Origin of the sequence: Pseudomonas sp. LAIL14HWK12:I1 (genome assembly GCF_003202095.1) — a bacterium.
GTDB lineage: Bacteria > Pseudomonadota > Gammaproteobacteria > Pseudomonadales > Pseudomonadaceae > Aquipseudomonas > Aquipseudomonas monteilii.
In genome coordinates this window covers 158,127-184,006 of the sequence record NZ_QJKG01000011.1, presented here as the reverse complement: position 1 = coordinate 184,006, position 25,880 = coordinate 158,127, and the positions used below count along the sequence as shown (strand labels likewise).

The following is a 25,880-nucleotide window of genomic DNA, read 5'->3' as shown; positions in this document are numbered from 1 at the left end:
CGGTCACTGCGCGACCGGGATCAGTCTTCGGCCGCCACGTCCACCACCTGCCAACTGTCATCCGGATCGAAGCGTTTCATCGCCTTGGCCAGCCTGTCGCCCTGTGGCCCGAGGTCTTTTTCGAACACCTGGCCGTCATGGCTGATCATGAAGCTCATCACACCGGTATCATCGTACCTGGCCGGCCAGGCGACCATGGCGAAACCACGGCTCATCTGGTTGCCTATCAGGTAGCTGTAGGCGCCGCCAGGGGCGGAGGGGCCTTGTGCATCGAGAATGCGGAAGTGGTAGCCGTACCAGTCATCACCGACCACATGTTGGCCGAACAGCGGGCCCAACGGGCTTACCTCGCCGTCGCCATCCTCGTCCCAGTACAGCCCGTCATGTTTGCCGGGCTCGCTGAAGATTTTCCGCGCGTACTCCAGCGCACCGTTGCCGTTGTGGTCCTCGGTGGCGTAGTCCATTTGCGCATCGTGATAAGCCAGCAGCGACTGCAACACACCCAGTTCGTTGCGGCCGATGCGCCGGGCGCGAATTTCGGCGCTGCCGGCCTTGAGGTCGAACCGCCACCCCTGGCTGCTTTTGGTCAAAGGAATGGGCAAGGTCCAGTGATCGCTGCCCACCGCCAGAATGGCCTTGCCCTCGCCCGTCATGTCGATGGTGTGCTGCGCACGGTACTGCGCCAGGAAGGTGTCCACGTCGCTGCGTTGCACACCGCCGCGCGGTATGTAAGTGCGCCAGTCATCGCCCAGCAAATGGGCCAGGCGGGCTTCATCCGGTTTTTCCGCGCCCAGTGCCGTAACGAAGGACTCCACAGCCTTCTCCGGCGTTGGAAAGGTTTCTTGAGCAGCCGCCAGGCAGGACCAGACCAGGCTTACAATGAACAGCAACCCTGCAAATGCTGGACGGTTCATCGACGGCCACCTCCGCCGCGACGCATGGGCGCACTGGGTCGGGAGATCGGGTGTCCGGCGGCACGTGAGGTGTTCGGGCGCTGAGCGAAGGACTGGCTGGTGCGACCACGGTTAGCCTGCAGGTTGGTACGCGAAGGCGAGCGTACGCCGTCAAACGCATTGTTACGTGCCCGGCCGGCGGTATTGGCGGGTCGGTTCTGGGCCACTTGCCGGCCTTGGGCTGTGCGGGGTTCCTGCCGACGCTCGGCGCCCCTCGGGTTGTCGACACGCGATTGCATACGGTTACCCGCTGCGTTGCCCGTCTGCGCCTCGCGCATTTGCTGACGCGCCTGGCGATTGCTGGTGGCGGGCCGTTCGATACCGGCCCGGTCCATCGAAGCCCTGGCCTTGTCGCGCGCCTGGGCACGCTGTGCGTCGTCGCCACGGAAGGCCGTGCGCTGGGTGGCACCGTCCAGCTGGCGGCCATACTGCTGGCGGCTGCGGGCGTCACGGTAAGGCACGCCATCGCGGTTGGCCGTGTTGTGCTGCCATTTGTTCTGGTTGTTGGTGATGCGGTTGTTGGCGTTGATGTTGTTGTAACGGTTGACGTCGATATCGATGTCATTGTTGCCCCAGTCACAGTCACCCCAGAGCGAAGCCACAATTGCCACGCCGGTTCCGAAGGCCAGGCCGGCCACCAATGCGGAGCCGGGGTAGTACATCGGCGGTGGCGGATAGTACACCGGCGGCGAGGCCGGATAGGCCCAGGTGCCATACACCGTGGTCGGGTTGTAGCTGGGCACGTACACCACCTGCGGGTCGGCCGGCTGGATGACGATGGTGGACGGCGCGCTGCTGGCCGCCTGTGTCGACGGGGCGGCCTGCACGGTCACGTTCTGGTACTGGTTGCTTTGCAGGTTGCCGGCAGCCTGTGCCTGGTGGCGCAAGCGCTGCACGGCGCCCATGACATCGTCGGGCTGCGCCAGGAAGGCGTCACCCAGGCGCTGCACCCACACCGGGTCCTGGCCGAGGGTCGCCAGCAGCTGCGGGAAAGCCACCAGCGCTTGCACACTCGGGTCCCAGGGCTGCTTCGCCACTTGTTTGACAGCGTCGTCACCCGAGGCTTTGGGGTTGGCCTTGGACCAGGTCACGGCTTCACTCACCTGCCCCGGGTAAGTGGCCGCCATCAAGACCTGGGCCAGCAGCGCATCGGGGTACAAGGCAACCGGCGCCAGCATCTGGTCCAGTTGCTCCTGGGTGAACACCGGGTCCTTGGCCGTGACCGTGTCAGCTTGCGGGGCTGGGTCGGGCGCGGGTACGTCTTGCGCCAGCGCCGGGCCGGGTGCCGCGTGCAGGCACAGAAGCGCCGACAGCAAAGCAAACAATGGCATACGCATCGCTTTTCCCCATGAGGTCAGACCGCGTGGATTAAGGGTAGCAATGACGATGCTTTTAACCAGAAGTGGCGCGCAAACTTTTCGCGCTCCAAGGAGGATGAGCTGCTACTTCTGGTTCTATAGCCCAACGTGGGCGGTGAGGGGCTGCTCACCCTCCTAAAGCAATGATCGCCAGGATCAACAACGCCCCGACGCCCGCCAGTACCACACCGGTCAATTGGGTGCGGCCACCGGAGTAGCGTGCCAGCAGCCAGCCCGCCAGGTAAAGCATGGCCAGGGCGACAAGGTGCGACACACGGATCGCTGTGGCGGTGGTGTCGATCAGCAGGAACGGGATGACCATCGGGAACGTCGCCAGCACCACCAGCAGGAACGTGGCCATGGCGGCTTTGAAATCATCCAGGCCCAGTCGTGGCGGCATCGGCCGGGCGACATCGCGCAGCATGCGCGCACGCAGCATTTCCAGCCCGTCTTCATCCAGTGCCAGGCTGACGCGTTCGGGCAGCGCATCGCTAATCAATTTGCGCCCTTGGCTGCTTGGCGCAGCCTGCAGGCGGGTCAACAAGGTACGGCTGCGGGTGCGCTCGGTCCAGGTGCGTAACAAGTAGATGACCGCATCGGCCAGGCCCCAGGCCAGGTTGCAGCCGAACGCGGCAACCAACATCAGCCGGGCATCTTCGCGCCCTGACGTAGCAACACTCAGCGAGCCAATGAAAGTCATGGCCATCAGCAAGCCGAAGATGACTTCAGTAATGCGGTCGATCGGCTCCAGAACGCCCCATTTACGCGGTTGTTCATCTCGGCCCATCACGCCTCCCCTCCGTCGATAGTCACTATCGAGAATGGCAATTTCTACCAGGCACCGTGGCCGAATAACCTTGCTCCATCGACTCGCCGCCCACGACCCTGGCCCCTGGAGCTACCCCAATGAACACCTTGGCTCGCCTGCTGACCGCCACGTTTGCCGTTTTATCCATCGCTGTCATCAGCGGCTGTGCCAGCCACCCTGAATTGCGCCCGTATACAGCCGAAGAAACTCGCCAACTGCAGTTGGAATCGTTGCAGCGCCGCGGCCTTTCCCTGGACGACTACGAGCAGCAACGGCGGGTGATTCAGCGTGCTGGCAACCTGCCAGTGGTCACCGAAGCCGCCGATGCAGACCGTTCGACCAAAGGCTGAGTAGTGCAGGCTGCGGTTCCCTGCGCCCACACGCGCAGGTATGCTCTACCGCTCAACCGCAAGCCTTCCAGGACGGAGACCATGACCAGGCCCCTTCTGTTGCTGAGCGCTGTACTGCTGTTTAGCCCTGTTCTACTGGCCCAGCAGATCAAACGCGAACTGGGCAGCTTCGACTTCACACTCGGCACCACGCCCTCGCGCACCATGGCCCAAGGCCTTATCTCACCCAGTGCCGTCGGCGCCTTCCATGGTGGGCTGGACTTAAGCCACCCCAATGGCTGGTACCTGGGCCAGTACGCGCCCAGCATGGGCGTTGCCCCCAACTCGACCCTGCGCCTGGACAGCTACCTGGGCTACAAGCACCATTTCGACAGCACCTTGGGCTACGAGATGGGGTTGATTCATTATAGTCAGCCGAATATCGCAGGGCCCGACAGTTATGCCCTGTACGGTGGCATCTCGGTGTTCGGCAGCCGCTTCGGCGGCGCGTTGCGCGATAACCCCGACAACCGCACCGGCACGCTGTTCGCCGATTTTGGCCAATTGCCGCTGTTCGATGTCGACCTGACCGTAAAGCTTGCCCACCACCAACTGGGTACGCCGTTCACCATTGGCGACGGCAGCCAGGTGAATGCCTTTTCCGATTGGTCGCTGGAGCTGTCGCGGCCCTGGCTTGGCATCGACCTGAACCTGGTCTACAGCAACTCCAACCTCAGTGGCGGCGGTTGCGATGCGTATTCGGGCATGAACACCTATTGCGACAGCGTGGTCACGCTCAAGGCACAGCGCAGTTTCTTCTAGCGCTGTGGCGCCAGCACCAAGGCTATGCCGCCCAGCACCACCACCACGCACGCAATCAGCAAGCGCAGCGTCAACGTCTCACCAATCAGAGCAACACCGCCCAGAGCGGCAATCACGGGCACACCGAGTCGCAAGGTTGCAGCCCAACGTTCGCTGGCGCGTCATTGCAGTGCTGCCACAGCCTCGATTTCCACCAGCATGCCGTCCAGTGCCAGTCGTGGCACCGGGATCAGGGTGCAGGTCGGTTTCATATGCGGCCCCCATGCCCTGTCAGCCTCCGCTACCCATTGGCGCAGGCGCGCTTCGGAATGTTCGACAATCAGCAAGGTCAGCTTGAACACCTGGGCCAGGCCAGCGCCTTTCGATGCCAACGCCAGCTCCAGGTTGGCCAGCGCCTGGCGGGCCTGTTCGGCGAACAGGGGCGACAGCTGGCCATCGCTGCCCTCCCCGCCTTGGCCGGCGATGAACAACAGCCGGCTGTCGGCGCGTACCTCGGCGACGTGGGAATAGGCATTGCCACTGGGATCGTACAGGCCCTCAGGGTTGCTCGACTGGAACACGGCTGGATGGGTCACGACATGCCCTCGCTCGGATGGAAGAGTGGCGGAGTATCGGACCTCAAGTAAACTCTAGGTCAAGCGCAGCGTAGGACGTTTCGCACAGAAGGCGAACTTATGTGAACCACGCGTCTGTTTGCGCGGCGCTCGTCACGCGCTAGATTCCCAGACCCGGCACGGAGGCCTGTATCCAACAAGGAAAAGCGCATGAGTAATTTTGATTTCCAGCTGGCCTATACCATCAAGCCGCACACCGCACGCGATGATGGCGACGCCGCCTTGGCACGCGTACATATAAGGGAAAATCTCGGCCTGGGCACCGTTGAGCACATTGAAACCACCTTGCTGGGAACGGTCGAACTCAAGGGTTCCACCCTCGCAGAGCGCAAGCTCGAGGCTGAGAAACTGATTCACGAATACATTCATAAAGCGCTCAAGCAGCTGCGTGTGCTGTCGACCGTGAAGTTCTACGGCTGCCTGATGGTGAACGGGCTAGGCCCCGCCATACGCTTCGACATCCTGCCCAAGTGAGCCTCGCCGGCATCAGGCGCCCCTGCGCCTGATGCCGGCCACCGTCACTTTTCCTGCAATACCGCCCTGCCCTTCACCACCCGGGGCCCGCGCCATGCCCAGAACAGCAACCCGGGGAATGGCGCGTACACCACGAACACGACCCACAGCATCTTGCGTTCGGCGCGCCGATCACTGCCGATGATGTGCCAGATCGCCCAGACCTCCAGCAGGATGACGAAGGCCGCGACGATGATCCAGATCGTTCCGATTTCCATGAGCGCTCTCCCATTTGGCATGTAATGGGTTGGGTTTCAGCAAGCGCCGAGGGTTCAGATTGTTTTGTCTGGCGCCAGGGCAGCCCATTCAGCGCGCTGCTTTTTCCAGCGCCGACTTCAGCGCCGCCGCATCGGTAAACGCCCGCTGGCCCACCAGCACTCCCTGCTCCAGTTGCAACCACTGTACCAGGCCATCCTGCCCGGAATAGCGGCTGGCCACGCGCCCTTCACGGTCAAGCAGCACGCGGTAGTTGTATGCGCGCATGGCGGGGATGGCGAACAGCTGGCTGATGATCGCCGGCATGCGCTGGATGTCGGCAACGAACACGGCATGACGCGCCTCGAGGTAGCCCTTGGGCTGCTCGGCCAGCGCAGCCTTTACCATCTTTGCGCCGTCCATGTCGCGCGCTACCAGCAGGATCTGCGTGCCAGTATCAAGGCTGTAGGCGTGGTCATACTGGTCAAGCAGCGTGAACGGTGCCAGCTTGTCGCCCGGCTCCAGGGCATTGGCCAGCAACGGTAACAGGCTGCACAACAGGGCAATGGCGTACTTCATCAAGGATGTCCTCGGTAACAGGGGGCGGCATGGCGGCGAAGGGCCAAGCCAGGCAGGTTGCCTGAACACGACCTGAAATACGACACACCCACCCGGGAGATTGTCTTTCCCCCAGCCAGCCGCCACACTCTGCGGGCCAGCCAGGAAGCGGAGACCAGAGTGCCCACGCCACGACAGTTCAGCAAGAAGACCAGTACCAGCAACATGCTGCGGCTGAAATCCACCAGCGCCAATGCCCAGGCCCCGTACAGGGTCGACTTCGTCCTGCTTGAACATTTCTCGATGGCCAGCTTTACCGTTGCCATGGATGTGCTGGTCACCGCCAACCTGCTGCGCGCAGACAGTTTCCGGTTCACCCCGCTGTCGATGGATGGCGACCGGGTGCTCAGCGACCTGGGACTGGAGCTGGTGGCCACCGAGCTGTCCGCCGAGGCGCTGAAGGAGCTGGACTTGCTGGTGATCTGCGGCGGCCTGCGCACGCCCCTGAAGTACCCGGAACTCGACCGCCTGCTGGACGACTGCGCGGCCCACGGCATGGCCCTGGGTGGCCTGTGGAACGGCGCCTGGTTCCTTGGCCGCGCCGGGGTGCTGGACGACTACGGTTGCAGCATCCACCCCGAACAGCGCGCCAGCCTGTCCGAACGCAGCCCGCAAACGCGCATCACCCCGGCCAGTTTTACCCTCGACCGCGACCGCCTCAGCGCCGCCAGCCCCAATGGCGCCATGGAGCTGATGCTGGGCCTGGTGCGCCGGCTGTATGGAGATGGCCTGGCCGAAGGCGTGGAGGAAATCCTGTCATTCTCCGGAGCGCGTTACCGTCAGGTTGGGCCGGGGGCGAAGAAGTCCATGAGCCTGCACCTGCGCACCATCGTCGAACTGATGGAAAACAACCTGGAGGAAACCCTCAGCCTCGACCAGCTGGCCGCCTACAGCGGGCGCTCGCGACGGCAGATCGACCGGCTGTTCCAGGCCCAGCTGGGCACATCACCGCGGCGTTACTACATGGAGCTGCGCATCACCAAAAGCCGCCGCCTGCTGCAGTACTCCGACCTGTCGGTGATGGAAGTGGCAGTGGCCTGCGGGTTTGTTTCGGTGTCGCATTTCAGCAAGTGCTATGCAGCCTACTTCGGCTACCCACCTTCGCGGGAACAGCGGCTGGGCGAGTGAGCGCCGTTCAGGCGCGTATGTAACGCAGCACGGCGTCACAGATCATGGCTTTGTGGCGCAGCTTAATCTCGTCATCTAACAGGTCGATCTGGAAGATCTCGCCAAAGGTGTGGCGGTTCGACACCCGGTAGAAGCAGAACGAGCTCATCAGCATGTGCAGGTCGATCACTTCGATGCCGCCACGGAAAACCCCTTCCTGCACACCACGGCGCAGGGTGTTGCCCAACGCTTCGAGCACCAGGCTGCTCATTTCACGAATGGCCGGCGACTGCTTGACGTACTCGCCATAGTGGATGTTTTCAGTGCAGATGATGCGCACGAAATCGACGTTGCGATCGTGGTGATCGAAGGTGAACTCCACCAGACGACGAATCGCCTGCTCAGCCGGCAGCGACTCCAGGTCCAGGCTTTGCTCGGTCTTGCGGATGTCGCCATACAGCTTGATCAGGCACTCGCAGTACAACTGCTCCTTGCTGCCAAAGTAGTAGTAGATCATGCGCTTGGAGGTGGCAGTGCGTTCGGCGATGGCGTCGACGCGGGCGCCGGCCAGCCCTTGCTGGACGAACTCGTTGATGGCCGCCTGGAGGATATCCTCGCGCGTTTTCTCGGGGTTGTTCTTGCGCGTTCTGCGCCCCCCTTCGGTTTCAGGCTGGCCGAGGCCAACTACGGAATCACTCATACCTACTCACAGGCTATTTATTGGAATGAGGGGATTATCCGTGAGCGCGGCCATGCAGGGAAGCGCGCTGTTGGTCGGGTAGCCATAAAGCCTCACGGGTGGCTGGCCGTGAAGTCATTCACGGCAAGCCGCTGGCATCACTCGCGCTGGGCAGTATCGCGCTCCAGCGGCGGGGTCAGGTGCAGCACGCGATTGCGCCCGCCTTCGGCCAGCAAGTAACCGCCTTTGCCATCCGCCACGATCGACTGTGGCGCCTTGAGGAAGGTCAGCACGGTGTGCTGAACGCCATCGGCGTCAACACGCAGTAGCCGGGCACGGTGGGTGTTGTCTTCGCTGATCCACAGGCCGCGCTGGTCACAGTACAGGAACGTCGGGTTGCGCAGGCCTTCGACCACCACCGGGTCGCTGCCATCGTCGGACAAGGCGCGGACCTTGCCATTGGCCTTTTCGGTGTACAGCAAACGGCCTGCGCAGCGGGTGAGCCCTTCGGTTTCGATCAGGCCGGAACGCAGCACATCGAGCTGGCCGCTGTTCCAGTCGTAACGCATCAAGCGACCATTGCCTTTGCGGTCTTCGATGGCATACAGGTGGTCGCCGTCATTCCACAAGCCTTGCACGCTGTCGCCGTCGAAAAGGGGGGTCACCTGGCCATCGCGGGCCAGGCTGACAGGTGCCCGGCCGCCCTCCTGACTGAACACCCACCCCCCGTGAGCCGCCACCATGCCGTCGGGCTTGGACAGGTTGTCGACCACCACGACGCGGTCGCCGGTCGCGGTGATCTTGAGGATGCTGCCACGGCCATCATCCAGCTCGCGGCTGACCAGCAGGCTGCCATCGGCTTGCGGCAGCAGCGAGGCGGCTTTGGTCACATCGCGGTGCAGTACCTCGACATCCCAGCCTGAGGCTGCCTGAACCGGGTAAAAGCTCTGCCAGGCGAAAAAGCCCAAGGTGGCGCTAATCAGGCCGGTGGTGGCAGTCAGGGCGATGCGGGTGCTGCGCTTGCGCAGGATGTGCGGCATGTAGGGGCTCCTCGGGATTGCCGCGATGCTAACAAGCGAATGTGAAAAAAATGTCGAAGGTTGCAGAGCATTACAAAGAAACAAAAGGATATAAAAATAACTAAACATTCTAACAAACAGGAATATAAAAATTGAAAGCCAAACGCCACCTCCTTAGGCTGGGCACATCGTTTCCCACTCGGTTTCAAGGAGCAAACCCATGCCAACCCGTGCTTTCTCTCCCCTGCGCCGGCTGCTGATCGGCGGCCTGCTGGCCAGTGTCGCCAGCGCCCTGCTGCCTTGGTCCGAAGCTCTGGCCGACGATGCCAAGACCCTGCGCATCGGCTACCAGAAGTTCAACAGCATCAACATCCTCAAAGGCAGCGGCGCCCTGGAAAAAGCGCTGGCACCCCAAGGTGTAACCGTAAGCTGGCACGAATTTGCCGCCGGCCCGCAGTTGCTCGAAGCGTTGAGCACGGGCGCCATCGATCTGGGTCATGCCGCCGATGCGCCGTCCGTGTTCGCCCAGGCCGCCGGTAAACCGGTGGTGTACCTGGCCGCCGAACAACCCTACCCGCGCGGCATCGGCCTGGTGGTGCGCGAGCAGGACCACCTGGCCAGCGTGCAAGACCTGAAAGGCAAGCGCGTGGCCACCGGCCGCGGCTGGAACGCCCAGTACCTGCTGGCCGTAGCGCTGGAGCAAGCTGGCCTTACCTACAAGGACATCACCCCCGCCTACGTCAACAACGCCGCCGACGCCGTGGCTGCCCTGCAGTCCGGGAGTGTCCAGGCCGTCACCCTGTGGGACCCGTTCCTCGCCGCAGCAGAAAGCCAGCCTGGCCTGAAGAACCTGCGTGACGGCAGCGGCCTGTCCAACAACCGGACGTTCTACCTGTCCACCGCCAGCTATGCCGATCAGCACCGTGCACTGCTGAAAACCTTCTTCAGCGAACTGCGCAAGGTCAGCCAGTGGGCCAACGCCAAGCCTGCCGAGGTTGCCGCGCTACTGGCGCCGCAACTGGGCATCAGCGCCAACGTGCTGGAAGTGGCCAGCGAACGGCGTAACTACAATGCCGTGGCCATCACCCCGCAGATCATTGCCGAACAACAGAAACTGGCCGATACCTTCCAGGGCCTGGGCCTGATTCCACGCAAGCTGCAGGTGGCCGACGCGGTCTACCCGGCTTCCGTGTTGCCTTGAGCGGAGCGCAGCCACCATGCCCCGCCCGATCCGCTTCAACGCCTTCAGCATGAACGCCGCCAGCCACCAGTCCCCCGGCCTGTGGCGTCACCCGCGCAACACCAGCGTGGCATTCAACCGCCTGAGCTACTGGACCGACCTGGCTCGCCTGCTCGAGCGCGGCCTGTTCGACGCCGTGTTCATCGCCGATGTCCTGGGCATCTACGATGTCTACCAAGGCGGGCCCGACGCCGCCTTGCGCGGCGGTGTGCAGGTGCCGGTCAACGACCCACTGCTGCTGGTACCGGCCATGGCCGGGGTCACCGAGCACCTCGGTTTCGGCGTTACCTTTTCGCTGACCTACGAACACCCCTACCCCTTCGCCCGGCGCATGTCCACGCTCGACCACCTGAGCAATGGCCGGGTTGGCTGGAACATCGTCACCGGCTACCTCGACAGCGCCGCACGCAACCTCGGCCTGGCGCGCCAACTGGGCCACGACCAGCGCTACGACCTTGCCGAAGAGTACCTGCAGGTGCTGTACAAACTATGGGAAAAAAGCTGGGACGACGACGCCGTGCTGCTGGAACGTGACAGTGGGCGCTATATCGAACCTTCGCGGGTGCACCCTATCAACCATGTGGGCGAGCACTTCCAGGTGCCCGGCATGCACCTGTGCCAGCCCTCGCCCCAACGCACGCCGGTGCTGTTCCAGGCCGGCGCTTCGGCACGTGGCCAGCAGTTCGCCGCGCAGCATGCCGAATGCGTGTTCATCAGCGGCCCGACGCCCACGGTATTGCGCCGCTACGCCGACGGCATCCGCCAGGCCAGCGAGGCCGCCGGGCGGGGGCGTGATGAGGTGCTGATCTACGCCCAGGCGCTGTTGATCGTCGCCCCCACCCGGGAAGAAGCCGAGGCCCGCTTCGCCGAATACCGTCGCTACGTCGACCTGGACGCTGCCCTGGCACTGCTGTCGGGCTGGACCGGCATCGACTTTGCCGGCCTCGACCCCGACGCGCCGATCGAGTATGTCGAAAACGATGCCGGTCGCGCCGCCCTGGCCGCGTTCACCGCCGCCGACCCCAAGCGCCGCTGGACCGTGCGCGAGGCCGCCGAATTCGTTGGCCTGGGTGGTCGCGGGCCGGTGCTGGTCGGCTCAGCCAGCGAGGTCGCCGACCAGTTGGAAAACTGGCTGGACCAGACCGGCATCGACGGCTTCAACCTGACCTATGCCGTGCAACCGGACGACCTTACCCATGTCGTCGATTTGCTGGTGCCAGAACTGCAACGCCGTGGCCGCTACCCTTCGCGCTACACCGAGGGCACCCTGCGCCACAAGCTGTTCGGCCAAGGCGACCAGTTGCCGGCACAGCACATTGGGCGTCAGGTTGACATTCAGCGATCAAATACCGGGTATTCCAACATTTAATTTGTGGATGCCACGCGCTCGACCCTATTCTGTCGCCACATCCCCTGCGCCGCACCGGCCGGTGCGGTTCACGGCATGGGGAGAGAACAACAAGTCGAGACCGTCCATGTCGAACCATTCGTACTTCGCCCCCCACGGTGGGCACCCGGCTCAAACCGAGCTGCTGACTGACCGTGCCATGTTCACCGAAGCCTATGCCGTTATCCCTAAAGGCGTGATGCGTGACATCGTCACCAGCCACCTGCCGTTCTGGGACAAGATGCGCATGTGGGTCATTGCCCGCCCACTGACCGGTTTTGCCGAGACCTTCTCCCAGTACATCGTCGAAGTGGCCCCGGAAGGCGGCAGCGAGCGCCCAGAGCTGGACCCGAACGCCGAAGCCGTGGTGTTTATCGTCGAAGGCGAGCTGGACATCACCGTCGAAGGCAAGCATCACACCTTGGTACCGGGCGGCTACGCCTTCCTGGCCCCGGGCGCCGAGTGGAGCCTGCGCAACAACAGCAAGTCCAACGTCACCTTCCACTGGCTGCGCAAGCACTACCAGAAGGTTGAAGGCCTGGACGTACCTGAGTCGTTCGTTACCCACCGCGACAACGCCACCGTCATCGAAATGCCGGGCACCGAAGGCCGCTGGGTCACCACCCGCTTCGTCGACATGGCCGACATGCGCCACGACATGCACGTGAACATCGTCACCTTCCAGCCGGGCGGCGTCATCCCGTTCGCGGAAACCCACGTGATGGAACACGGCCTGTACGTGCTGGAAGGCAAGGCAGTGTACCGCCTGAACCAGGACTGGGTCGAAGTGGAAGCCGGCGACTTCATGTGGCTGCGCGCCTTCTGCCCGCAAGCCTGCTACGCCGGCGGCCCAGGCAAGTTCAGCTACCTGCTGTACAAGGACGTGAACCGTCATGTGCATTTGACGCTGAACCCTAAGCGCTAAGCTCAGGCTGATGCTCTAAGCCCGCCAATCTGGCGGGCTTTCTGTTTGCCGCGCATACTGAAACACCCATCCCCCGCACGGTACCGGCCATGCCCCGCTGCCTGCTGCTTACCCTCCTGTTGCTCTGCACCCCTGCCCTGGCCGCCGATGCCTGGACCCTCGCCTACGACCGCGAGGGCATCCGCGTGTACCTCAGTGGCGTGCCCGACTCGCCCTACCAGCAGTTTCGTGGTGTGAGCACCATGAAAGCCAGCGTGCGCACGCTCACCGACCTGCAGGAGAACCTGCGGGTGGCCTGCAAGTGGCTGTATGCCTGTGACCAGATGCGCCTGCTGGATGTGGACGGTGCCAATACCTGGGTGTACCTGACCACCAACCTGCCCTGGCCGACCATGCCACGGGACATTGTGTTGAAGGTGAGCAGCGAACGCCTGGATGACGGTACGCTTTTGCGGCACCTGAGCGCTGAGCCCGACAGGATTCCCAAGGTTGACGGGTTGATCCGTGTGCAGCGCCTGAGTGGTGAGTGGCGAATGAAACCGTTGGGTGATCGGTTGACCGAAGTGACGTACCAGTTGCAAGCCGACCCGGCCGGAGATGTGCCGGGCTGGCTTGCCAATCGGTTCGTGGTGGATGCGCCGTTGGTGACGTTGCGTACGTTGCGGGCTGTTGCCGAGCGCCAGCCCTGAGATGTCACCGAGCCTGAGCGAGCCCTTGTAGGAGCGCGTTAACGCTTGAGCACTCGGCCCTCTTCCGGCGCAGTGCTTTACGCGTTGCACGTTTGATGCATCGTCAACCTCTTATTCTTTTTTTCTGTAAAACTTCCACGCCCCACAGCGCACCAACAAGTGGGTGCCAAGGTGCAGGTTTCATGTCATTTAAATGATGAGAGCGCAGGCAGTAACAAAAAATCAAACTAACGCCCGATGCAACTTCGCAGCGGACTTTCTTAGTGTTTGAACGCACCTTCAGAACGTGCGCCTGAAACCGTCCCGCGAAAGCCATTTCATTCTGCCAGCGGCCCAGGTCAAGCGGAACGCTACAGAATGCACACCGGCAAAGGGATTTTTTGCAGAGTGAAAAGCTTGGGTGACAGTTTGCGCAATGCGCCTGTCAAAAGGCCTGACCCAGCGGTCACATCTTGTAGGTCGAGAGCAGGATGCTGGTCTCGGTATTCTCGATGTGCGGGATTGACCGAATGGTGTTGAGCGCCCGGTCGAAGGCTTCGAGGGTGTCGGCGCGCAGCTCTGCCATCAGGTCCCAGCGGCCATTGGTGGTATGGATGGCCACCACGTTGGGATGCCCGCGCAGCGCGTGCTTGACCTCTGCAGCGTGGTGGCCACTGATGCCGATGCTGGTGATTGCCCGCACGCCCTGCTCCAGCGCGTCGGAGCGCAGGCGTACTGTGTAGCCAATGATCACGCCCTGCTCTTCGAGCCGGGTAATGCGGTTTTGCACGGTTGCCCTGGCCACCTTGAGCTTCTTCGCCAGGGTCAACACAGGGGTACGTGAATTGTCCCGCAACAGCGCAATCAGTTCCCGATCGATCGTATCCATAACGCCTGCCAATAATCAGATTGCTACTTGGGGATGGCAGATTGTCTAGAAAGCTGATGAAACTGGCAACCTGCATTCTTCCGATTGACGCAACCTTTCATCAAAATGTTCATGCCACTCCAACAATCTTAAGCGTGCCGCCTGCCGTGACCAGGGCGACCGCGCAATAACAAGGTGCAAGAGCATGACGTATTTCATTGATGTTCCAACCATGTCGGACTTGGTACATGACATTGGCGTAGCGCCGTTCATAGGCGAACTGGCTGAGGCCATCCGCGAAGACTTCAAACGCTGGCAGGAGTTTGACAAGTCTGCGCGTGTTGCCAGCCATTCGGAAGTGGGTGTTATCGAATTGATGCCAGTTGCCGACAACAGCCGCTATGCCTTCAAATACGTTAACGGCCACCCGGCCAATACTGCCCGTGACCTGCATACGGTAATGGCCTTCGGCGTGCTGGCCGATGTCGACACCGGCTACCCGGTGTTGCTGTCCGAACTGACCATCGCCACCGCCTTGCGCACCGCCGCCACCTCGTTGATGGCCGCGCAGGCCCTGGCTCGGCCGAACGCGCGCAAGATGGCGCTGATCGGCAACGGCGCACAAAGCGAATTCCAGGCGCTGGCCTTCCATAAGCACCTGGGCATCGAAGAAATCGTTGCGTACGACACCGACCCGCTGGCCACCGCCAAGCTGATTGCCAACCTCAAGGAATACAGCGGCCTCACGATCCGCCGGGCCGGCTCGGTAGCCGAAGCCGTGAAAGGCGCGGATATCATCACCACTGTTACCGCCGACAAGGCCTACGCGACCATTATCACCCCCGACATGCTCGAACCCGGCATGCACCTGAATGCCGTGGGTGGCGACTGCCCGGGCAAGACCGAGCTGCACGCTGATGTACTGCGCAAGGCCCGCGTGTTCGTCGAGTACGAACCACAAACCCGTGTTGAAGGCGACATCCAGCAACTGCCGGCGGACTTCCCTGTCGTCGACCTGTGGCGTGTACTGCGCGGCGAAACCGAGGGGCGCCAGAGTGACAGCCAGGTCACCGTATTCGATTCGGTGGGCTTCGCCCTGGAGGATTACACCGTACTACGGTACGTACTACAGCAAGCTGAAAAACGCGGCATGGGCTCGAAGATCGACCTGGTGCCGTGGGTGGAAGACGACCCGAAAGACCTGTTCAGCCACACCCGTGGCCGCGCCGGCAAAAACCGCATCCGACGCGTTGCCTAACCCAGACTCGGTATTCCCCAACAACGGGTTCTCCACCCACCCGGGGGGGGCACATCGTGATTTACTCAGCAGATCTGTCAGTTTGCCGGTAACGCCATCGAGCTGGCCGGGCGTGACGGGCGTATTGTGGCGCTATCACGCAAGGCCGTCGACAGGATGATCGCGGGCATTCACCTGTCGCCGAGAATGGCTGCGGCCTGACCACTGACGCGGTCGGTGTAGGAGCGCCATGTCGTCAGACACGCTATATCCCACCGCCCGCCAGCAGTTGCGTCATCACCTCGGCCAACGCCTTGACCATCACATCCGCCGTCGGCCGATGCACGATGACGATTTCATAACTGTCGACCTCCGGCAGCCCCTGCCCCAACCCCAGCACCCGATGCTCGCCAGTGGCCGCCCTTGGCGGTAGCAGGCTGACGCCCATGCCATCGGCCACTGCCGCCTGGATACCACTGAGACTGGAACTGGTGAAACTGATGCGCCAGCGCCGCCCCATGCCTTCGATGGCGTTGATCATGTCCTCGCGGTACAGCCCACGCGGCGGGAAGGTCACCAAAGGGATCGGGTCCAGCTCGAAGGCGGGGGTGCGCGCACTGTCGATCCATTGCAGGCGCTCGGGCCAGCAGGCCACGCCCTCGCGGGTGTTGCGCCGCTGCTTGAGCAACACCAGGTCGAGCTCACCGTTGTCGTAGGCCTGGCTGAGGTCGCGGCACAGACCACTGGTCACTTCCAGCTTCACCTGCGGGTGCAGGCGGCTGAAGGCCGACAGCGCATTGGTGGTGCGCCCGCCAACGAAGTCCTCGGGCACACCAAGGCGCACGGTGGTGCCCACCATCGCCCCGGCCAGGGCTTCGAGCATCTGGTCGTTCAAGGCCAGCATGTGCCGGGCGTAGCCGAGCAAGGTTTGTCCGGCATCGGTGGGCAGCACATCGCGGTTGCCCCGCACCAGCAAACGGTGGCCGACCATGTCTTCCAGGCGGCGTACCTTCTGGCTGATGGTCGACTGTGTCGAGTGCAGGCGAGCGGCAGCGGTGGTGAAGCTGCCGCAATCGGCCACCACCACAATGGCGCGTAGCAGGTCGAGGTCGAACAGCGCCCTATTCGATTTCACGCTAATGGACATCTGGGTATTCAACTACTGAATGGCAAGACTGCGTTCTATCACGGCTAGTCGCCAAGGGCCACACCTTCACGCCGTGGGTCAGCCCCGCCCGACCAACCCTCGCCACTGCGCTGGATGATCTGCATACCGCTGGTCATGGTCATGGGCGTTACCTCGTGCCCCCAGGCTGCCAACTGCCGGATCAGCGCCGGGCTGCTCAGCCCCGCTTCCACCTCGGTGCCAGCATTGCGGCTGCCAAAGTTGGGCAAGCCTGCGGCCTGTTGCGGATCGAGCTGCCAATCCAGCAAGCCAACCAACGCCTTGTTCACATAGCCGATGATCTGCGAGCCGCCCGGTGACCCCAGGCTGGCCACCAGATCGCCCGATGCTCGCGAGAACACCAGCGTTGGTGCCATGGCCGACAGCGGCCGCTTGCCCGGCTGTACCCGGTTGGCCACGGGTTTGCCGTGCTCCTGCGCAATGAACGAGAAGTCAGTGAGGTGGTTGTTGAGCAGGAAGCCCTTGACCATCAGGTGCGAGCCGAACGCCGCCTCCACCGAGGTGGTCATGGCCAGGGCCTGGCCGCTGTCATCCACCGCGCTGAGGTGCGAGGTGGAAATGCGCAATGGCGAGCGATCCGGGGCCAGGGCCAAGTCGGCGCCCTGGGGTTGGCCCGGGCGAGCCCGCTTCATGCTGTGTTCGCCAATCTGCGCTGCACGGCTGGCCAGGTAGTTGGCGTCGGTAAGCGCCTTGACCGGGACCGGCACGTAATCGCTGTCGGCCAGGTACTGTGCGCGGTCGGCATAGGCCAAACGCTCAGCCTCGGCGATCAGGTGCACGGCCAGCGGTGATGCCTCCAGGCCAGCCGGGGATGCATTCGCAAGCGGGCGCAACACTGCCAGATCGCGCTGCGGCGTGGCGCGTTGTACGGCTTCGAGAATGCCCAGGGTCTGCAACACCGTCACCCCGCCCGAGGACGGCGGCGGCATGCCGCAGATGCGCCAGACCTTATAGGAGCCGCACACGGGCTCGCGCTCTTTCGCCTGGTACTGCTGCAAGTCCTGCAACGAGAGGTAACCGGCATTGGCATGGCTGCGCACCGTGGCCACGATGGCTTCGGCAATCTCGCCGGTATAGAACGCGTCAGGGCCTTGCGCGGCAATCTGATCGAAGGCCTGCGCAAGCTCGGGGTTGCGCAGGATCGCTCCCACCGCCAGCGGCCTGCCCTGCTCATCCAAGAAGTAGCGGGCCATGGACGGTGACCGGGCAATGAACGGGTCAGCGGACAACAAGGTGTGAAGGCGCTCGGACACCGGGAAACCGTTGCGTGCCAGCGCGATGGCCGGCGCGAACAGATCGCGCCAGGGCAGCTTGCCGTGCTGATCGTGTGCCAGTTTCAAAGCACGCAGAACACCCGGCACGCCCACCGAGCGCCCGCCAATCTGCGCCGCCCTGAATGGCATCGGTGTGCCGTCGGCTTGCAGGAACAACGTTTGCGTCACAGCCGCCGGTGCGGCCTCGCGGCCATCGAACGCCTGCACGCGCTTCCCGTCCCAATAGAGGATGAATGCCCCGCCGCCAATACCGCTGGATTGCGGCTCGACCAAGGTCAGCACCATCTGCATCGCAATGGCCGCATCGATGGCGCTGCCACCGGCACGCAACATTGCCCGCCCCGCTTCGCTGGCCAACGGGTTGGCTGCAGCAACCATATGGCGGCTGGCCTGCACGGGCTGCAAGCCTGTGCGGTAGCCAGAGGCCAGCTCGGGAGGTGCGGGCAGCACCTGGTCGGCACAGGCCAGGCCACTGGCGGCTACCAGGCAAAGGGCGCTGATCAGGGGTGGAAAGAAGTACATCGGCATGCTTCCTGCGAACTTCAAAAGCCCCGAAGATACCCTGTCGTACCCCTGAAAAAAACTAAGCCACTTCCTCGAACGGCAAGCCCACGTAGTTCTCGGCAATGTTCACCAGCCCGGCTGGCGACGTCAGGAAGTACTCGCGGTCGGCCTCTTGCATCTTCTGGTCCCAGGCGTCTTTGTGGCTGCCGAAGTCGTGCAACAACTGGGTCATGAACCAGCTGAAGCGCTCGCCTTTCCACACCCGGCGCAGGGCCAGCGGGGAGTATTGCTGCAGCAGGTCGGTGCGCCCTTCGCGGTAAACCTTGACCAGAATGCGATACAGGTAATTCACGTCCGACGCTGCCAGGTTCAGGCCCTTGGCACCGGTAGGCGGGACGATGTGCGCCGCGTCACCTACCAGGAACAGGTGACCATACTGCATCGGTTCTACCACCAGGCTGCGCAGCGGGGCGATGCTTTTTTCCAAAGCCGGGCCTGTGACCAGGTCAGCCGCTACGTCGGCGGGCAAACGGGCTTTCAGCTCGTTCCAGAAACGCTCGTCCGACCACGCTTCGACCCGGTCCTGCAAAGGTACCTGCAGGTAGTAGCGGCTGCGTGTTTGCGAGCGCTGGCTACACAACGCGAAACCACGCTCGTGGTGGGCATAGATCAACTCGTGATTGACCGGCGGCGTGTCCGAAAGCAGGCCCAGCCAGCCAAACGGATAGACCCGCTCGTACTGCTTCAACACACCTTCGGGAATGCTCTGGCGCGATACACCGTGGAAGCCGTCACACCCGGCGATGTAGTCGCAATCCACCCGGTGCAACTGGCCGTCCTTCTCAAACGTGAGGTAGGGCTTTTCGCCCTTCAGCTCATGTGGCTGGACATTGCTGGCGGAATAGATGATCGGCGCGCCACTGGCTTCACGGGCCTGCATCAAGTCACGGGTGACTTCGGTCTGGCCGTATACCATGACGGTCTTGCCGCCGGTCAGGGCTTTCAGGTCCAGGCGTTGGCGGCGCCCGCCGACCAGCAACTCGACCCCTTCGTGCACCAGGCCCTCACGGTCCATGCGCTCGGCCACACCGGCTTCGCGCAGCAGGTCGACAGTGCCTTGCTCCAACACCCCGGCACGGATGCGGCCAAGTACGTATTCAGGCGTCTGGCGCTCGACGATGACGTTATCGATGCCGGCCTTGTGCAGCAGTTGGCCCAGCAGCAGGCCAGACGGACCTGCACCAATAATTGCAACCTGAGTTTTCATTGTTGTTGTCTCTGTTCGGACGATGCCGGCCCTGGACTGGCAGTGGGGCGGCATCTGCTGTTAGGGTTTGCCCCTGCATTTTTACTGGCAAAAATGCTACCGAAGTGTGCTATTCCATCTAAAACCTGCACTTTTTATAAAAAACGTTCGATTAACGGACAGGCTACCCCTGATGAAATCCACCCTCCCCGGCGTTCCGTTGTTCAAGCTGTATGGCGAAAACCAGGCCTGGCCCGGCACCGACCTGCTGCACTGCGAATCGATCCCTGCGCGCAGCCGCCTGCACCACTGGGAGATCAAGCCACACCAGCATGCCGAGCTGTTCCAGTTGCTGTATGTACAGCGCGGCCAGGCCCAGGTGGAGATCGAAGGGTTGCGCAGCGCCATCGGCGAAGCGGCGATCCAGGTGGTGCCGCCGATGACCGTGCATGGCTTTCGCTTCAGCGCCGATATCCAGGGCTATGTGCTCACCTTCGGCACCGCGCTGGTGGCGAACCTGGAACAGCGCCTGGGCATGCCGCTGGCGGTGCTGGCGCAACCTGCGTGCTACCCGCTTGGGCATGACCGTGTGCACCTGCGCAGCCTGATCGACACCTTGCAGCAGGAGTACCAGGGCAATGCCCCGGCGCGTGCGGCCATGCTTGAAGCGCTGGTGACCGCGCTGATGGTGTGGATCAACCGCCGCCAGCAACTGGGGCAGGCACCGCGTAACCGCGACGAACGCGACCGGCAGTTACTGGGGCAGTACCTGCGGCTGGTCGAGGCGCATTACCGCGAGCATCTGTCAGTAGAGGCCTTTGCCGCACGGTTGAACGTTCCAAGCCTGCAACTGAACCAGCTGTGCAGGGCTTTGAGCGGGCAGACTGCGTTGCAGGTGGTGCACCAACGGTTGCTGCTGGAGGCGCGGCGTAACCTGATTTATACGCGGATGAGTATCGGGCAGTTGTCGGATAGCCTGGGATTCACCGACCCGACGTACTTTGCCCGGTGGTTCAAGCGGTTGACCGGGGAGACCCCTAACGGGTACCGACGCGCGGCGCAGCCAGACTGATTGCGGCAGGCTGCTTGACGTATACGTCAACCTGCCCTCAGGATACCCGCATACCCCACGCCGAGCCCCAGCATGAGCACCCAGACCTACAGCATCTCCGACCTGTCCCGCGAGCTGGACATCACCACCCGGGCCATCCGCTTCTATGAAGAGCAGGGCCTGTTGAGCCCCGAACGCCGTGGCCTGGAGAGAATCTATTCGGCCCGCGACAAGGTCAGCCTCAAGCTCATCCTGCGCGGCAAGCGCATCGGCTTTTCACTGGCCGAGTGCCGCGAGCTGATCGAGCTGTACGACCCCACCAGCGGCAACCTCAAGCAGCTCAACAGCATGCTGGCAAAAATCGCCGAGCGCCGCGCCCAGCTGGAGCAGCAGATGCTCGATATCCACCAGATGCAACTGGAACTGGACACCGCCCAGGAGCGTTGCGAACAAGCCCTGGCCGCCACCCTGAACAACAAAGACAACCGCTGAACCCCACAGGAAACCCGCCATGTCCTTGCCCCAACACGTCCGCCTGGTCGAAGTCGGCCCCCGCGACGGCCTGCAGAACGAAGCCCAGCCCATCAGCGTTGCCGACAAGGTGCGCCTGGTCAACGACCTTACCGAAGCGGGCCTTGCCTATATAGAAGTGGGCAGCTTCGTCTCGCCCAAGTGGGTGCCGCAAATGGCCGGCTCTGCCGAGGTGTTCGCCGGTATCGACCAGCGCCCCGGTGTTACTTATGCAGCGCTGGCACCCAACCTGCGCGGTTTCGAGGACGCGCTGGCTGCCGGGGTGAAGGAAGTGGCAGTGTTCGCGGCCGCCTCCGAAGCGTTTTCGCAGCGCAACATCAACTGCTCTATCAGCGACAGCCTCAAGCGCTTCGAGCCGATCATGGAAGCTGCGCGCAACCACGGTGTACGCGTGCGTGGCTATGTGTCATGCGTACTCGGCTGCCCTTATGAAGGCAAGGTCAGCGCTGAACAGGTGGCCCCGGTGGCCCGCGCACTGCACGACATGGGCTGCTACGAAGTATCGCTGGGTGACACCATCGGCACCGGCACTGCCGGCGATACCCGGCGCCTGTTCGAGGTGGTCTCTGCCCAGGTGCCGCGCGAGCAACTGGCCGGGCACTTCCACGACACCTATGGCCAGGCCCTGGCCAACGTCTATGCCAGCCTGCTCGAAGGCATCAGCGTATTCGACAGCTCGGTGGCCGGGCTGGGCGGCTGCCCTTACGCCAAAGGGGCTACCGGCAACATCGCCAGCGAAGATGTGGTGTACCTGCTGCAAGGGCTGGGCATTGAAACCGGCATCGACCTCGACCGGCTGATCGCCGCCGGCCAACGCATCAGTAGCGTGCTGGGCCGCGGCAATGGGTCGCGGGTAGCGCGGGCGCGCAGCGCGCAGTAAGTCATACGGGTGTCACACAGGTGTGGGTGAAGTGTTACCGACCCCACATTTCACAGCAAAAAATCGGGTAACAGGGAAACAAATCGGCAGAATCTCAGGCCAAGCACTTTTGACGAAAACCGCTTAGCCACTGATTTTAAAAGACTTTCAAAAGTTGGCACGCACCCTGCTATATCTTTGGTACAAGAACAAAAAAAATGTGACACCCAATAAAAACAACAGGTAACGGCTCTGACATAACAAGAACAACACGGCAGAGGCGTAGCAAGCAGATTTTTTTGGAGTAGACACGCTTTTCAGGGGTACGCCCCGCGGTCTGGCACAGAACAATAAAACTACCTCAAGGTAGCGGCAGCCAGGTTCGGATCAGCCATGATGAAAGCAGGTCAGCGCTCAAAAAAATACGTTTGCTCTTGACCCCGCATGGGGGTCGCCCGCAACACCAGGACAGGCTGACAAAAACAACAAAAGGCCGGTCCCAATAATAAAAAAAGAGCAAGCAACAACGCTTTGAGGGGAGCTTCGGCTCCCCTCAGTGCTTCCCGCCCTCCTCCTTTCTTCTCCTTTCAGCCCCCTGATGCAGCAACCCGCCTTGCATTGTGGTCCACCCTGTAACCCTACAAGGAGGACAACGCCATGCCCGTTGAAATCGACGAAACCACCCGCCGCTGCACCCTGATCGGCGAGAACCTGCGCATCGAAGGCGATGGCCCTGCTATCGAAATCGTCACCGACGAACACCTGCGCATGTCAGTGGCACTGCTGGCAGGCCAGCGCGTCCCCATTACCGAAGCCGAGGCCGATGCGTTGACCGTAGCGGGTGCGGTGGATAGCCGCAGGCATCTGAAGGCCAGCGTGCCAGGCTCGGTAATTTAAGGCCTGGCGGTCGAAGCCGGGTAATCTGATATGGTTTTTATCGCAAAATCTGAGCCTGTGCTGATAACAGCCTCAGGGCCATAGTGCTCATGCCTGATCGAGGCCTGATGAGCACCGAGCCATGAACAATAGAATCCCTTTCACAGAGATCGCCCCCACCCCAGCCAGCCCCCGACCGCGACACACCGACAGCGGCATTCACACCCGCAGCTTCAGCGGGCTGTACCGCAACCTGCGCATCGGCTTTGCCGGTGCCCTGTTCGTGCTGTTCTTCGGCACCGCCTGGCTGAACTGGAACGGACGCCAGGCCGTGTTGTGGGACCTGGCCAACAGCAAATTCCACATCTTTGGCGCGACCTTCTGGCCACAGGACTTCATCCTGTTGTCAGCGCTGCTGATCATTTGCGCCTTCGGCCTGTTCGCCATCACCGTGTACGCCGGCCGCGTGTGGTGTGGCTACAGCTGCCCGCAGAGCACCTGGACGTGGCTGTTCATGTGGTGCGAAAAGGTCACCGAAGGTGACCGCAACCAGCGCATCAAACTGGCCGCCGCGCCCTGGAGCCTGAACAAACTGGGGCGCCGCACCCTGAAACACAGCCTGTGGCTGGTCATCGGTCTCCTCACTGGGCTGACCTTCGTCGGCTATTTCACACCGATTCGCCCTCTGGCCGCAGAACTGTTCACCTTGCAACTGGGCGGCGTGGCGCTGTTCTGGGTGCTGTTCTTCACCGCCGCCACTTACATCAATGCCGGCCTGCTGCGTGAAGCGGTGTGCCTGCACATGTGCCCGTATGCGCGCTTCCAGAGTGTGATGTTCGACAAGGACACCCTGGCCGTCGCCTATGACCCACGGCGCGGTGAGGCCCGTGGCCCGCGCAAGAAGGGCAGCGACGTCCAGGCCCAAGGCCTGGGCGACTGCATCGACTGCACGCTGTGTGTGCAGGTGTGCCCCACCGGCATTGATATCCGCGATGGCTTGCAAATGGCCTGCATCGGTTGCGCAGCGTGCATCGACGCCTGCGACGGGGTGATGGACAAGATGGGTTACGCTCGCGGGCTGATTGGCTACAAGTCCGAACACAGCCTGCAGGGCGGTACTACTCACTGGCTGCGCCCACGCCTGCTCGGCTATGCCGCTGCGCTGGTGGTGATGATCGCGGCGCTGGTGGTGGCCTTGCAACTGCGCCCGATGGTGTCGCTGGATGTGATCAAGGACCGTGGCCTGTTCCGTGAAAATGCCTTGGGCCAGATCGAGAACATCTACCTGCTCAAGGTCATCAACAAGACCGAGCGCACCCAGCACTATGCGTTGCGCCTGCTGGACGCCGACGGCTTCACCTTGCAGGGCAACACCGCGTTGGTCATCCCGGCGGGCGAAATGAGTGAACTGCCGGTGTCGGTGGCGATGCTCGCCGAGCGGCCGACCAGCAGCTCGCAAACACTCAGCTTCGAAATCAGCGAGCGTGACGACCCCGCCATCCGCAGCGTGGCCCACAGCCGCTTCGTCGCCCCCATGAACCGTTGATCCCTTACACTGACGCCACCTTGCCTGCCAGGCTTCGACAGAAGGCCAGAATGAAACGCTACGAACGCTTTGCCGACGACATTGCCGAACTGATCCGCTCCGGGGTACTGGGCCCCGGCCAGCGCGTGCCCTCGGTGCGCTACGCCAGCCAGACCCACGGGGTCAGCCCTTCTACCGTTTTCCAGGCCTATTACCTGCTGGAGCGGCGCGGGCTGATCCGCGCCCGGCCGCGCTCGGGGTATTTTGTCAACGCCCACGCCCCACGCCAGTTCAGCGAACCTCAAGCGCTGCAGCCGGTCAGCGAGTCTACCGATGTCGACGTCAGCGCCTTGGTGTTTTCGATCCTCGACTCGATCAAGGACCCCAACACCATACCGTTCGGTTCGGCCTTCCCCAGCCCCGAACTGTTCCCGCTGCAACGCCTGTCGCGCTCGCTGGCCAGCGCCAGCCGCAGCATGGACCCGCGCATGGTAGTCACCGACCTGTCGCCCGGCAACCCGCAACTACGCCGGCAGATTGCCCTGCGCTACATGGTTGGCGGGCTGATGCTGCCCATGGAAGAACTGCTGATCACCAACGGCGCACTGGAGGCCCTGAACCTGTGCCTGCAGGCAGTGACTCAGCCCGGCGACCTGGTAGCCATCGAGGCCCCGGCCTTCTATGCCTGCCTGCAGGTACTGGAGCGGCTCAAGCTCAAGGCGGTGGAAATCCCGGTGCACCCGCGCGAAGGCATGGACCTGAGCGTGCTGGCACAAACCCTGGAGAAGCACCCGGTCAAGGCCGTGTGGTGCATGACCAACTTCCAGAACCCGGTGGGCGCCAGCATGCCGGAAGCCAAAAAACAGGCCCTGGTGGAGTTGCTGGCGCGCCATGAGGTGCCGTTGATCGAAGACGACGTGTACGCCGAGCTGTACTACTCGCAACAGGCGCCCAAACCGGCCAAGGCCTTCGACACCCAGGGCCTGGTGATGCACTGCGGCTCGTTCGCCAAAAGCCTGGCACCGGGCTACCGCATCGGCTGGGTCGCCGCCGGGCGCTTTGCGCAGAAGATCGAACGGCTGAAACTGATGACCTCGCTGTGTGCCTCGATGCCGGCCCAGGCGGCAATTGCCGACTACCTGCAGCACGGCGGCTACGACCGCCACCTGCGCAAGCTGCGTTACGCGCTGGAAGGCCAGCAGGCCAACATGCTGGCGGCCATCGCTCGCCACTTTCCGGCGCAGACGCGGGTCAGCCAGCCTTCCGGTGGCTACTTCCTGTGGCTGGAACTGCCCGAACAAATGGACGCCCTCAAGCTGTTCCATATGGCCTTGGCGCAAGGCATCAGCATCGCCCCCGGGCCGATCTTCTCGCCCACCCGGCGCTTCGGCAATTGCATCCGCCTGAACTACGGAAGCCCTTGGCATGACGGCGCCGAACGGGCCATGGAAACCCTCGGGCGGATCATCCGCTCCTTCTGACCATCGA

General features: G+C 62.7%; 27 protein-coding genes and 1 pseudogene. 15 read left to right on the top strand and 13 right to left on the bottom strand.

The features are described 5' to 3' along the window. Positions 1 to 20: 20 nt before the first annotated feature. The 3 genes from D906_RS23640 to D906_RS23630 all read right to left on the bottom strand — a co-directional run bounded on the left by D906_RS23640 (position 21) and on the right by D906_RS23630 (position 3,098). Positions 21 to 914 carry a DUF2950 domain-containing protein gene (locus tag D906_RS23640; RefSeq protein ID WP_025752530.1) on the bottom strand — a complete coding sequence of 298 codons (894 nt, stop codon included), beginning with the start codon at positions 912 to 914 and terminating at the stop codon, positions 21 to 23. Further along, complete coding sequence (locus tag D906_RS23635) at positions 911 to 2,290, bottom strand: DUF3300 domain-containing protein (protein WP_026020295.1); 1,380 nt, start codon at positions 2,288 to 2,290, stop codon at positions 911 to 913. The genes D906_RS23640 and D906_RS23635 overlap by 4 nt, the downstream gene beginning before the upstream one ends. A 148-nt stretch (positions 2,291 to 2,438) precedes the next feature. Further along, the gene (locus D906_RS23630; RefSeq protein WP_027614938.1) at positions 2,439 to 3,098 is read right to left on the bottom strand and encodes a hypothetical protein; all 660 of its coding nucleotides are present in this window, start codon (positions 3,096 to 3,098) and stop codon (positions 2,439 to 2,441) included. 119 nt (positions 3,099 to 3,217) lie between these two features. On the opposite strand from D906_RS23630, the gene D906_RS23625 reads away from it, so the two are divergent. Beyond that, positions 3,218 to 3,469, top strand: a complete 252-nt coding sequence (locus tag D906_RS23625) for a hypothetical protein (protein ID WP_025752536.1) — start codon at positions 3,218 to 3,220, stop codon at positions 3,467 to 3,469. A gap of 81 nt (positions 3,470 to 3,550) precedes the next feature. Beyond that, the gene (locus D906_RS23620) at positions 3,551 to 4,270 is read left to right on the top strand and encodes a TorF family putative porin (protein ID WP_019096300.1); all 720 of its coding nucleotides are present in this window, start codon (positions 3,551 to 3,553) and stop codon (positions 4,268 to 4,270) included. On the opposite strand, the pseudogene D906_RS27150 reads toward D906_RS23620, so the two are convergent. Then, positions 4,267 to 4,425, bottom strand: a pseudogene (locus D906_RS27150) (EamA family transporter); the annotation flags it as partial. The gene D906_RS23620 and the pseudogene D906_RS27150 overlap by 4 nt on opposite strands. Before the next feature lie 6 nt (positions 4,426 to 4,431). Next, positions 4,432 to 4,845: a RidA family protein gene (locus tag D906_RS23615; protein WP_025752538.1), complete on the bottom strand. Its 414-nt coding sequence runs from the start codon at positions 4,843 to 4,845 to the stop codon at positions 4,432 to 4,434. 189 nt (positions 4,846 to 5,034) lie between these two features. Between D906_RS23615 and D906_RS23610 the strand changes: the two genes are divergently transcribed. Beyond that, the gene (locus tag D906_RS23610) at positions 5,035 to 5,358 is read left to right on the top strand and encodes a hypothetical protein (protein WP_019096303.1); all 324 of its coding nucleotides are present in this window, start codon (positions 5,035 to 5,037) and stop codon (positions 5,356 to 5,358) included. Positions 5,359 to 5,402: 44 nt separating this feature from the next. On the opposite strand, the gene D906_RS23605 is transcribed toward D906_RS23610, so the two are convergent. Next, positions 5,403 to 5,615, bottom strand: a complete 213-nt coding sequence (locus D906_RS23605) for a PLDc N-terminal domain-containing protein (protein ID WP_019096304.1) — start codon at positions 5,613 to 5,615, stop codon at positions 5,403 to 5,405. An 88-nt stretch (positions 5,616 to 5,703) separates the two neighbouring features. Further along, complete coding sequence (locus D906_RS23600) at positions 5,704 to 6,171, bottom strand: hypothetical protein (RefSeq protein ID WP_025752539.1); 468 nt, start codon at positions 6,169 to 6,171, stop codon at positions 5,704 to 5,706. A 159-nt stretch (positions 6,172 to 6,330) separates the two neighbouring features. Between D906_RS23600 and D906_RS23595 the strand changes: the two genes are divergently transcribed. Next, positions 6,331 to 7,338 carry a GlxA family transcriptional regulator gene (locus tag D906_RS23595; protein ID WP_016713912.1) on the top strand — a complete coding sequence of 336 codons (1,008 nt, stop codon included), beginning with the start codon at positions 6,331 to 6,333 and terminating at the stop codon, positions 7,336 to 7,338. A 7-nt stretch (positions 7,339 to 7,345) separates the two neighbouring features. Here the strand turns inward: D906_RS23595 and D906_RS23590 are convergent, their stop codons facing one another. Continuing rightward, complete coding sequence (locus D906_RS23590) at positions 7,346 to 8,017, bottom strand: TetR/AcrR family transcriptional regulator (RefSeq protein WP_019096306.1); 672 nt, start codon at positions 8,015 to 8,017, stop codon at positions 7,346 to 7,348. A 137-nt stretch (positions 8,018 to 8,154) separates the two neighbouring features. Continuing rightward, on the bottom strand, positions 8,155 to 9,036 hold the full coding sequence (locus tag D906_RS23585) for a hypothetical protein (protein WP_019096307.1): 882 nt from the start codon (positions 9,034 to 9,036) through the stop codon (positions 8,155 to 8,157). Between the two features lie 199 nt (positions 9,037 to 9,235). Here D906_RS23585 and D906_RS23580 point away from each other — a divergent pair, with 199 nt between their 5' ends. The 4 genes from D906_RS23580 (at position 9,236) to D906_RS23565 (ending at position 13,256) form a co-directional block, all read left to right on the top strand. Next, complete coding sequence (locus tag D906_RS23580; RefSeq protein WP_019096308.1) at positions 9,236 to 10,216, top strand: aliphatic sulfonate ABC transporter substrate-binding protein; 981 nt, start codon at positions 9,236 to 9,238, stop codon at positions 10,214 to 10,216. A gap of 16 nt (positions 10,217 to 10,232) precedes the next feature. Continuing rightward, positions 10,233 to 11,624, top strand: coding sequence for an LLM class flavin-dependent oxidoreductase (locus D906_RS23575; RefSeq protein ID WP_025752544.1), 1,392 nt, complete (start codon positions 10,233 to 10,235; stop codon positions 11,622 to 11,624). A 106-nt stretch (positions 11,625 to 11,730) separates the two neighbouring features. Next, positions 11,731 to 12,567: a bifunctional allantoicase/(S)-ureidoglycine aminohydrolase gene (locus tag D906_RS23570; protein WP_013972924.1), complete on the top strand. Its 837-nt coding sequence runs from the start codon at positions 11,731 to 11,733 to the stop codon at positions 12,565 to 12,567. An 89-nt stretch (positions 12,568 to 12,656) separates the two neighbouring features. Further along, on the top strand, positions 12,657 to 13,256 hold the full coding sequence (locus D906_RS23565) for an START domain-containing protein (protein WP_019096309.1): 600 nt from the start codon (positions 12,657 to 12,659) through the stop codon (positions 13,254 to 13,256). Positions 13,257 to 13,701: 445 nt separating this feature from the next. Here the strand turns inward: D906_RS23565 and D906_RS23560 are convergent, their stop codons facing one another. After that, positions 13,702 to 14,124, bottom strand: coding sequence for an Lrp/AsnC family transcriptional regulator (locus D906_RS23560; protein WP_025752550.1), 423 nt, complete (start codon positions 14,122 to 14,124; stop codon positions 13,702 to 13,704). A 184-nt stretch (positions 14,125 to 14,308) separates the two neighbouring features. On the opposite strand from D906_RS23560, the gene D906_RS23555 reads away from it, so the two are divergent. After that, entirely contained in the window at positions 14,309 to 15,361 is a 1,053-nt protein-coding gene (locus D906_RS23555; protein WP_019096311.1) for an ornithine cyclodeaminase, read from the top strand. A gap of 244 nt (positions 15,362 to 15,605) precedes the next feature. On the opposite strand, the gene D906_RS23545 is transcribed toward D906_RS23555, so the two are convergent. The 3 genes from D906_RS23545 to pobA all read right to left on the bottom strand — a co-directional run bounded on the left by D906_RS23545 (position 15,606) and on the right by pobA (position 19,571). After that, positions 15,606 to 16,487, bottom strand: a complete 882-nt coding sequence (locus D906_RS23545) for a LysR substrate-binding domain-containing protein (protein WP_025752552.1) — start codon at positions 16,485 to 16,487, stop codon at positions 15,606 to 15,608. A 44-nt stretch (positions 16,488 to 16,531) separates the two neighbouring features. Beyond that, positions 16,532 to 18,322, bottom strand: a complete 1,791-nt coding sequence (gene ggt / locus D906_RS23540) for a gamma-glutamyltransferase (RefSeq protein WP_027614939.1) — start codon at positions 18,320 to 18,322, stop codon at positions 16,532 to 16,534. Positions 18,323 to 18,383: 61 nt separating this feature from the next. After that, the gene (gene pobA / locus D906_RS23535) at positions 18,384 to 19,571 is read right to left on the bottom strand and encodes a 4-hydroxybenzoate 3-monooxygenase (RefSeq protein WP_027614940.1); all 1,188 of its coding nucleotides are present in this window, start codon (positions 19,569 to 19,571) and stop codon (positions 18,384 to 18,386) included. A gap of 172 nt (positions 19,572 to 19,743) precedes the next feature. Between pobA and D906_RS23530 the strand changes: the two genes are divergently transcribed. The 6 genes from D906_RS23530 (at position 19,744) to mapR (ending at position 25,873) form a co-directional block, all read left to right on the top strand. Next, positions 19,744 to 20,622, top strand: a complete 879-nt coding sequence (locus D906_RS23530) for a helix-turn-helix domain-containing protein (RefSeq protein ID WP_016713902.1) — start codon at positions 19,744 to 19,746, stop codon at positions 20,620 to 20,622. 72 nt (positions 20,623 to 20,694) lie between these two features. Then, positions 20,695 to 21,093, top strand: coding sequence for a MerR family DNA-binding transcriptional regulator (locus tag D906_RS23525; protein WP_019099730.1), 399 nt, complete (start codon positions 20,695 to 20,697; stop codon positions 21,091 to 21,093). Between the two features lie 19 nt (positions 21,094 to 21,112). Next, entirely contained in the window at positions 21,113 to 22,012 is a 900-nt protein-coding gene (locus D906_RS23520) for a hydroxymethylglutaryl-CoA lyase (protein WP_025752559.1), read from the top strand. 636 nt (positions 22,013 to 22,648) lie between these two features. Then, positions 22,649 to 22,888: a DUF3203 family protein gene (locus D906_RS23515; RefSeq protein ID WP_016713899.1), complete on the top strand. Its 240-nt coding sequence runs from the start codon at positions 22,649 to 22,651 to the stop codon at positions 22,886 to 22,888. A gap of 121 nt (positions 22,889 to 23,009) precedes the next feature. After that, complete coding sequence (gene ccoG / locus D906_RS23510; RefSeq protein WP_019099732.1) at positions 23,010 to 24,413, top strand: cytochrome c oxidase accessory protein CcoG; 1,404 nt, start codon at positions 23,010 to 23,012, stop codon at positions 24,411 to 24,413. A 50-nt stretch (positions 24,414 to 24,463) separates the two neighbouring features. After that, positions 24,464 to 25,873, top strand: coding sequence for a GntR family transcriptional regulator MpaR (mapR, locus tag D906_RS23505; RefSeq protein ID WP_025752563.1), 1,410 nt, complete (start codon positions 24,464 to 24,466; stop codon positions 25,871 to 25,873). Positions 25,874 to 25,880 lie beyond the last annotated feature (7 nt).

Excerpts from the sequence above, each read along its gene's own strand:
- D906_RS23640 (WP_025752530.1), bottom strand. The coding sequence starts at position 914 with ATGAACCGTCCAGCATTTGCAGGGTTGCTGTTCATTGTAAGCCTGGTC.
- D906_RS23635 (WP_026020295.1), bottom strand. The coding sequence starts at position 2,290 with ATGCGTATGCCATTGTTTGCTTTGCTGTCGGCGCTTCTGTGCCTGCAC.
- D906_RS23630 (WP_027614938.1), bottom strand. The coding sequence starts at position 3,098 with ATGGGCCGAGATGAACAACCGCGTAAATGGGGCGTTCTGGAGCCGATC.
- D906_RS23625 (WP_025752536.1), top strand. The coding sequence starts at position 3,218 with ATGAACACCTTGGCTCGCCTGCTGACCGCCACGTTTGCCGTTTTATCC.
- D906_RS23620 (WP_019096300.1), top strand. The coding sequence starts at position 3,551 with ATGACCAGGCCCCTTCTGTTGCTGAGCGCTGTACTGCTGTTTAGCCCT.
- D906_RS23610 (WP_019096303.1), top strand. The coding sequence starts at position 5,035 with ATGAGTAATTTTGATTTCCAGCTGGCCTATACCATCAAGCCGCACACC.
- D906_RS23605 (WP_019096304.1), bottom strand. The coding sequence starts at position 5,615 with ATGGAAATCGGAACGATCTGGATCATCGTCGCGGCCTTCGTCATCCTG.
- D906_RS23600 (WP_025752539.1), bottom strand. The coding sequence starts at position 6,171 with ATGAAGTACGCCATTGCCCTGTTGTGCAGCCTGTTACCGTTGCTGGCC.
- D906_RS23590 (WP_019096306.1), bottom strand. The coding sequence starts at position 8,017 with ATGAGTGATTCCGTAGTTGGCCTCGGCCAGCCTGAAACCGAAGGGGGG.
- D906_RS23585 (WP_019096307.1), bottom strand. The coding sequence starts at position 9,036 with ATGCCGCACATCCTGCGCAAGCGCAGCACCCGCATCGCCCTGACTGCC.
- D906_RS23580 (WP_019096308.1), top strand. The coding sequence starts at position 9,236 with ATGCCAACCCGTGCTTTCTCTCCCCTGCGCCGGCTGCTGATCGGCGGC.
- D906_RS23575 (WP_025752544.1), top strand. The coding sequence starts at position 10,233 with ATGCCCCGCCCGATCCGCTTCAACGCCTTCAGCATGAACGCCGCCAGC.
- D906_RS23570 (WP_013972924.1), top strand. The coding sequence starts at position 11,731 with ATGTCGAACCATTCGTACTTCGCCCCCCACGGTGGGCACCCGGCTCAA.
- D906_RS23565 (WP_019096309.1), top strand. The coding sequence starts at position 12,657 with ATGCCCCGCTGCCTGCTGCTTACCCTCCTGTTGCTCTGCACCCCTGCC.
- D906_RS23560 (WP_025752550.1), bottom strand. The coding sequence starts at position 14,124 with ATGGATACGATCGATCGGGAACTGATTGCGCTGTTGCGGGACAATTCA.
- D906_RS23555 (WP_019096311.1), top strand. The coding sequence starts at position 14,309 with ATGACGTATTTCATTGATGTTCCAACCATGTCGGACTTGGTACATGAC.
- D906_RS23545 (WP_025752552.1), bottom strand. The coding sequence starts at position 16,487 with ATGTCCATTAGCGTGAAATCGAATAGGGCGCTGTTCGACCTCGACCTG.
- ggt (WP_027614939.1), bottom strand. The coding sequence starts at position 18,322 with ATGTACTTCTTTCCACCCCTGATCAGCGCCCTTTGCCTGGTAGCCGCC.
- pobA (WP_027614940.1), bottom strand. The coding sequence starts at position 19,571 with ATGAAAACTCAGGTTGCAATTATTGGTGCAGGTCCGTCTGGCCTGCTG.
- D906_RS23530 (WP_016713902.1), top strand. The coding sequence starts at position 19,744 with ATGAAATCCACCCTCCCCGGCGTTCCGTTGTTCAAGCTGTATGGCGAA.
- D906_RS23525 (WP_019099730.1), top strand. The coding sequence starts at position 20,695 with ATGAGCACCCAGACCTACAGCATCTCCGACCTGTCCCGCGAGCTGGAC.
- D906_RS23520 (WP_025752559.1), top strand. The coding sequence starts at position 21,113 with ATGTCCTTGCCCCAACACGTCCGCCTGGTCGAAGTCGGCCCCCGCGAC.
- D906_RS23515 (WP_016713899.1), top strand. The coding sequence starts at position 22,649 with ATGCCCGTTGAAATCGACGAAACCACCCGCCGCTGCACCCTGATCGGC.
- ccoG (WP_019099732.1), top strand. The coding sequence starts at position 23,010 with ATGAACAATAGAATCCCTTTCACAGAGATCGCCCCCACCCCAGCCAGC.
- mapR (WP_025752563.1), top strand. The coding sequence starts at position 24,464 with ATGAAACGCTACGAACGCTTTGCCGACGACATTGCCGAACTGATCCGC.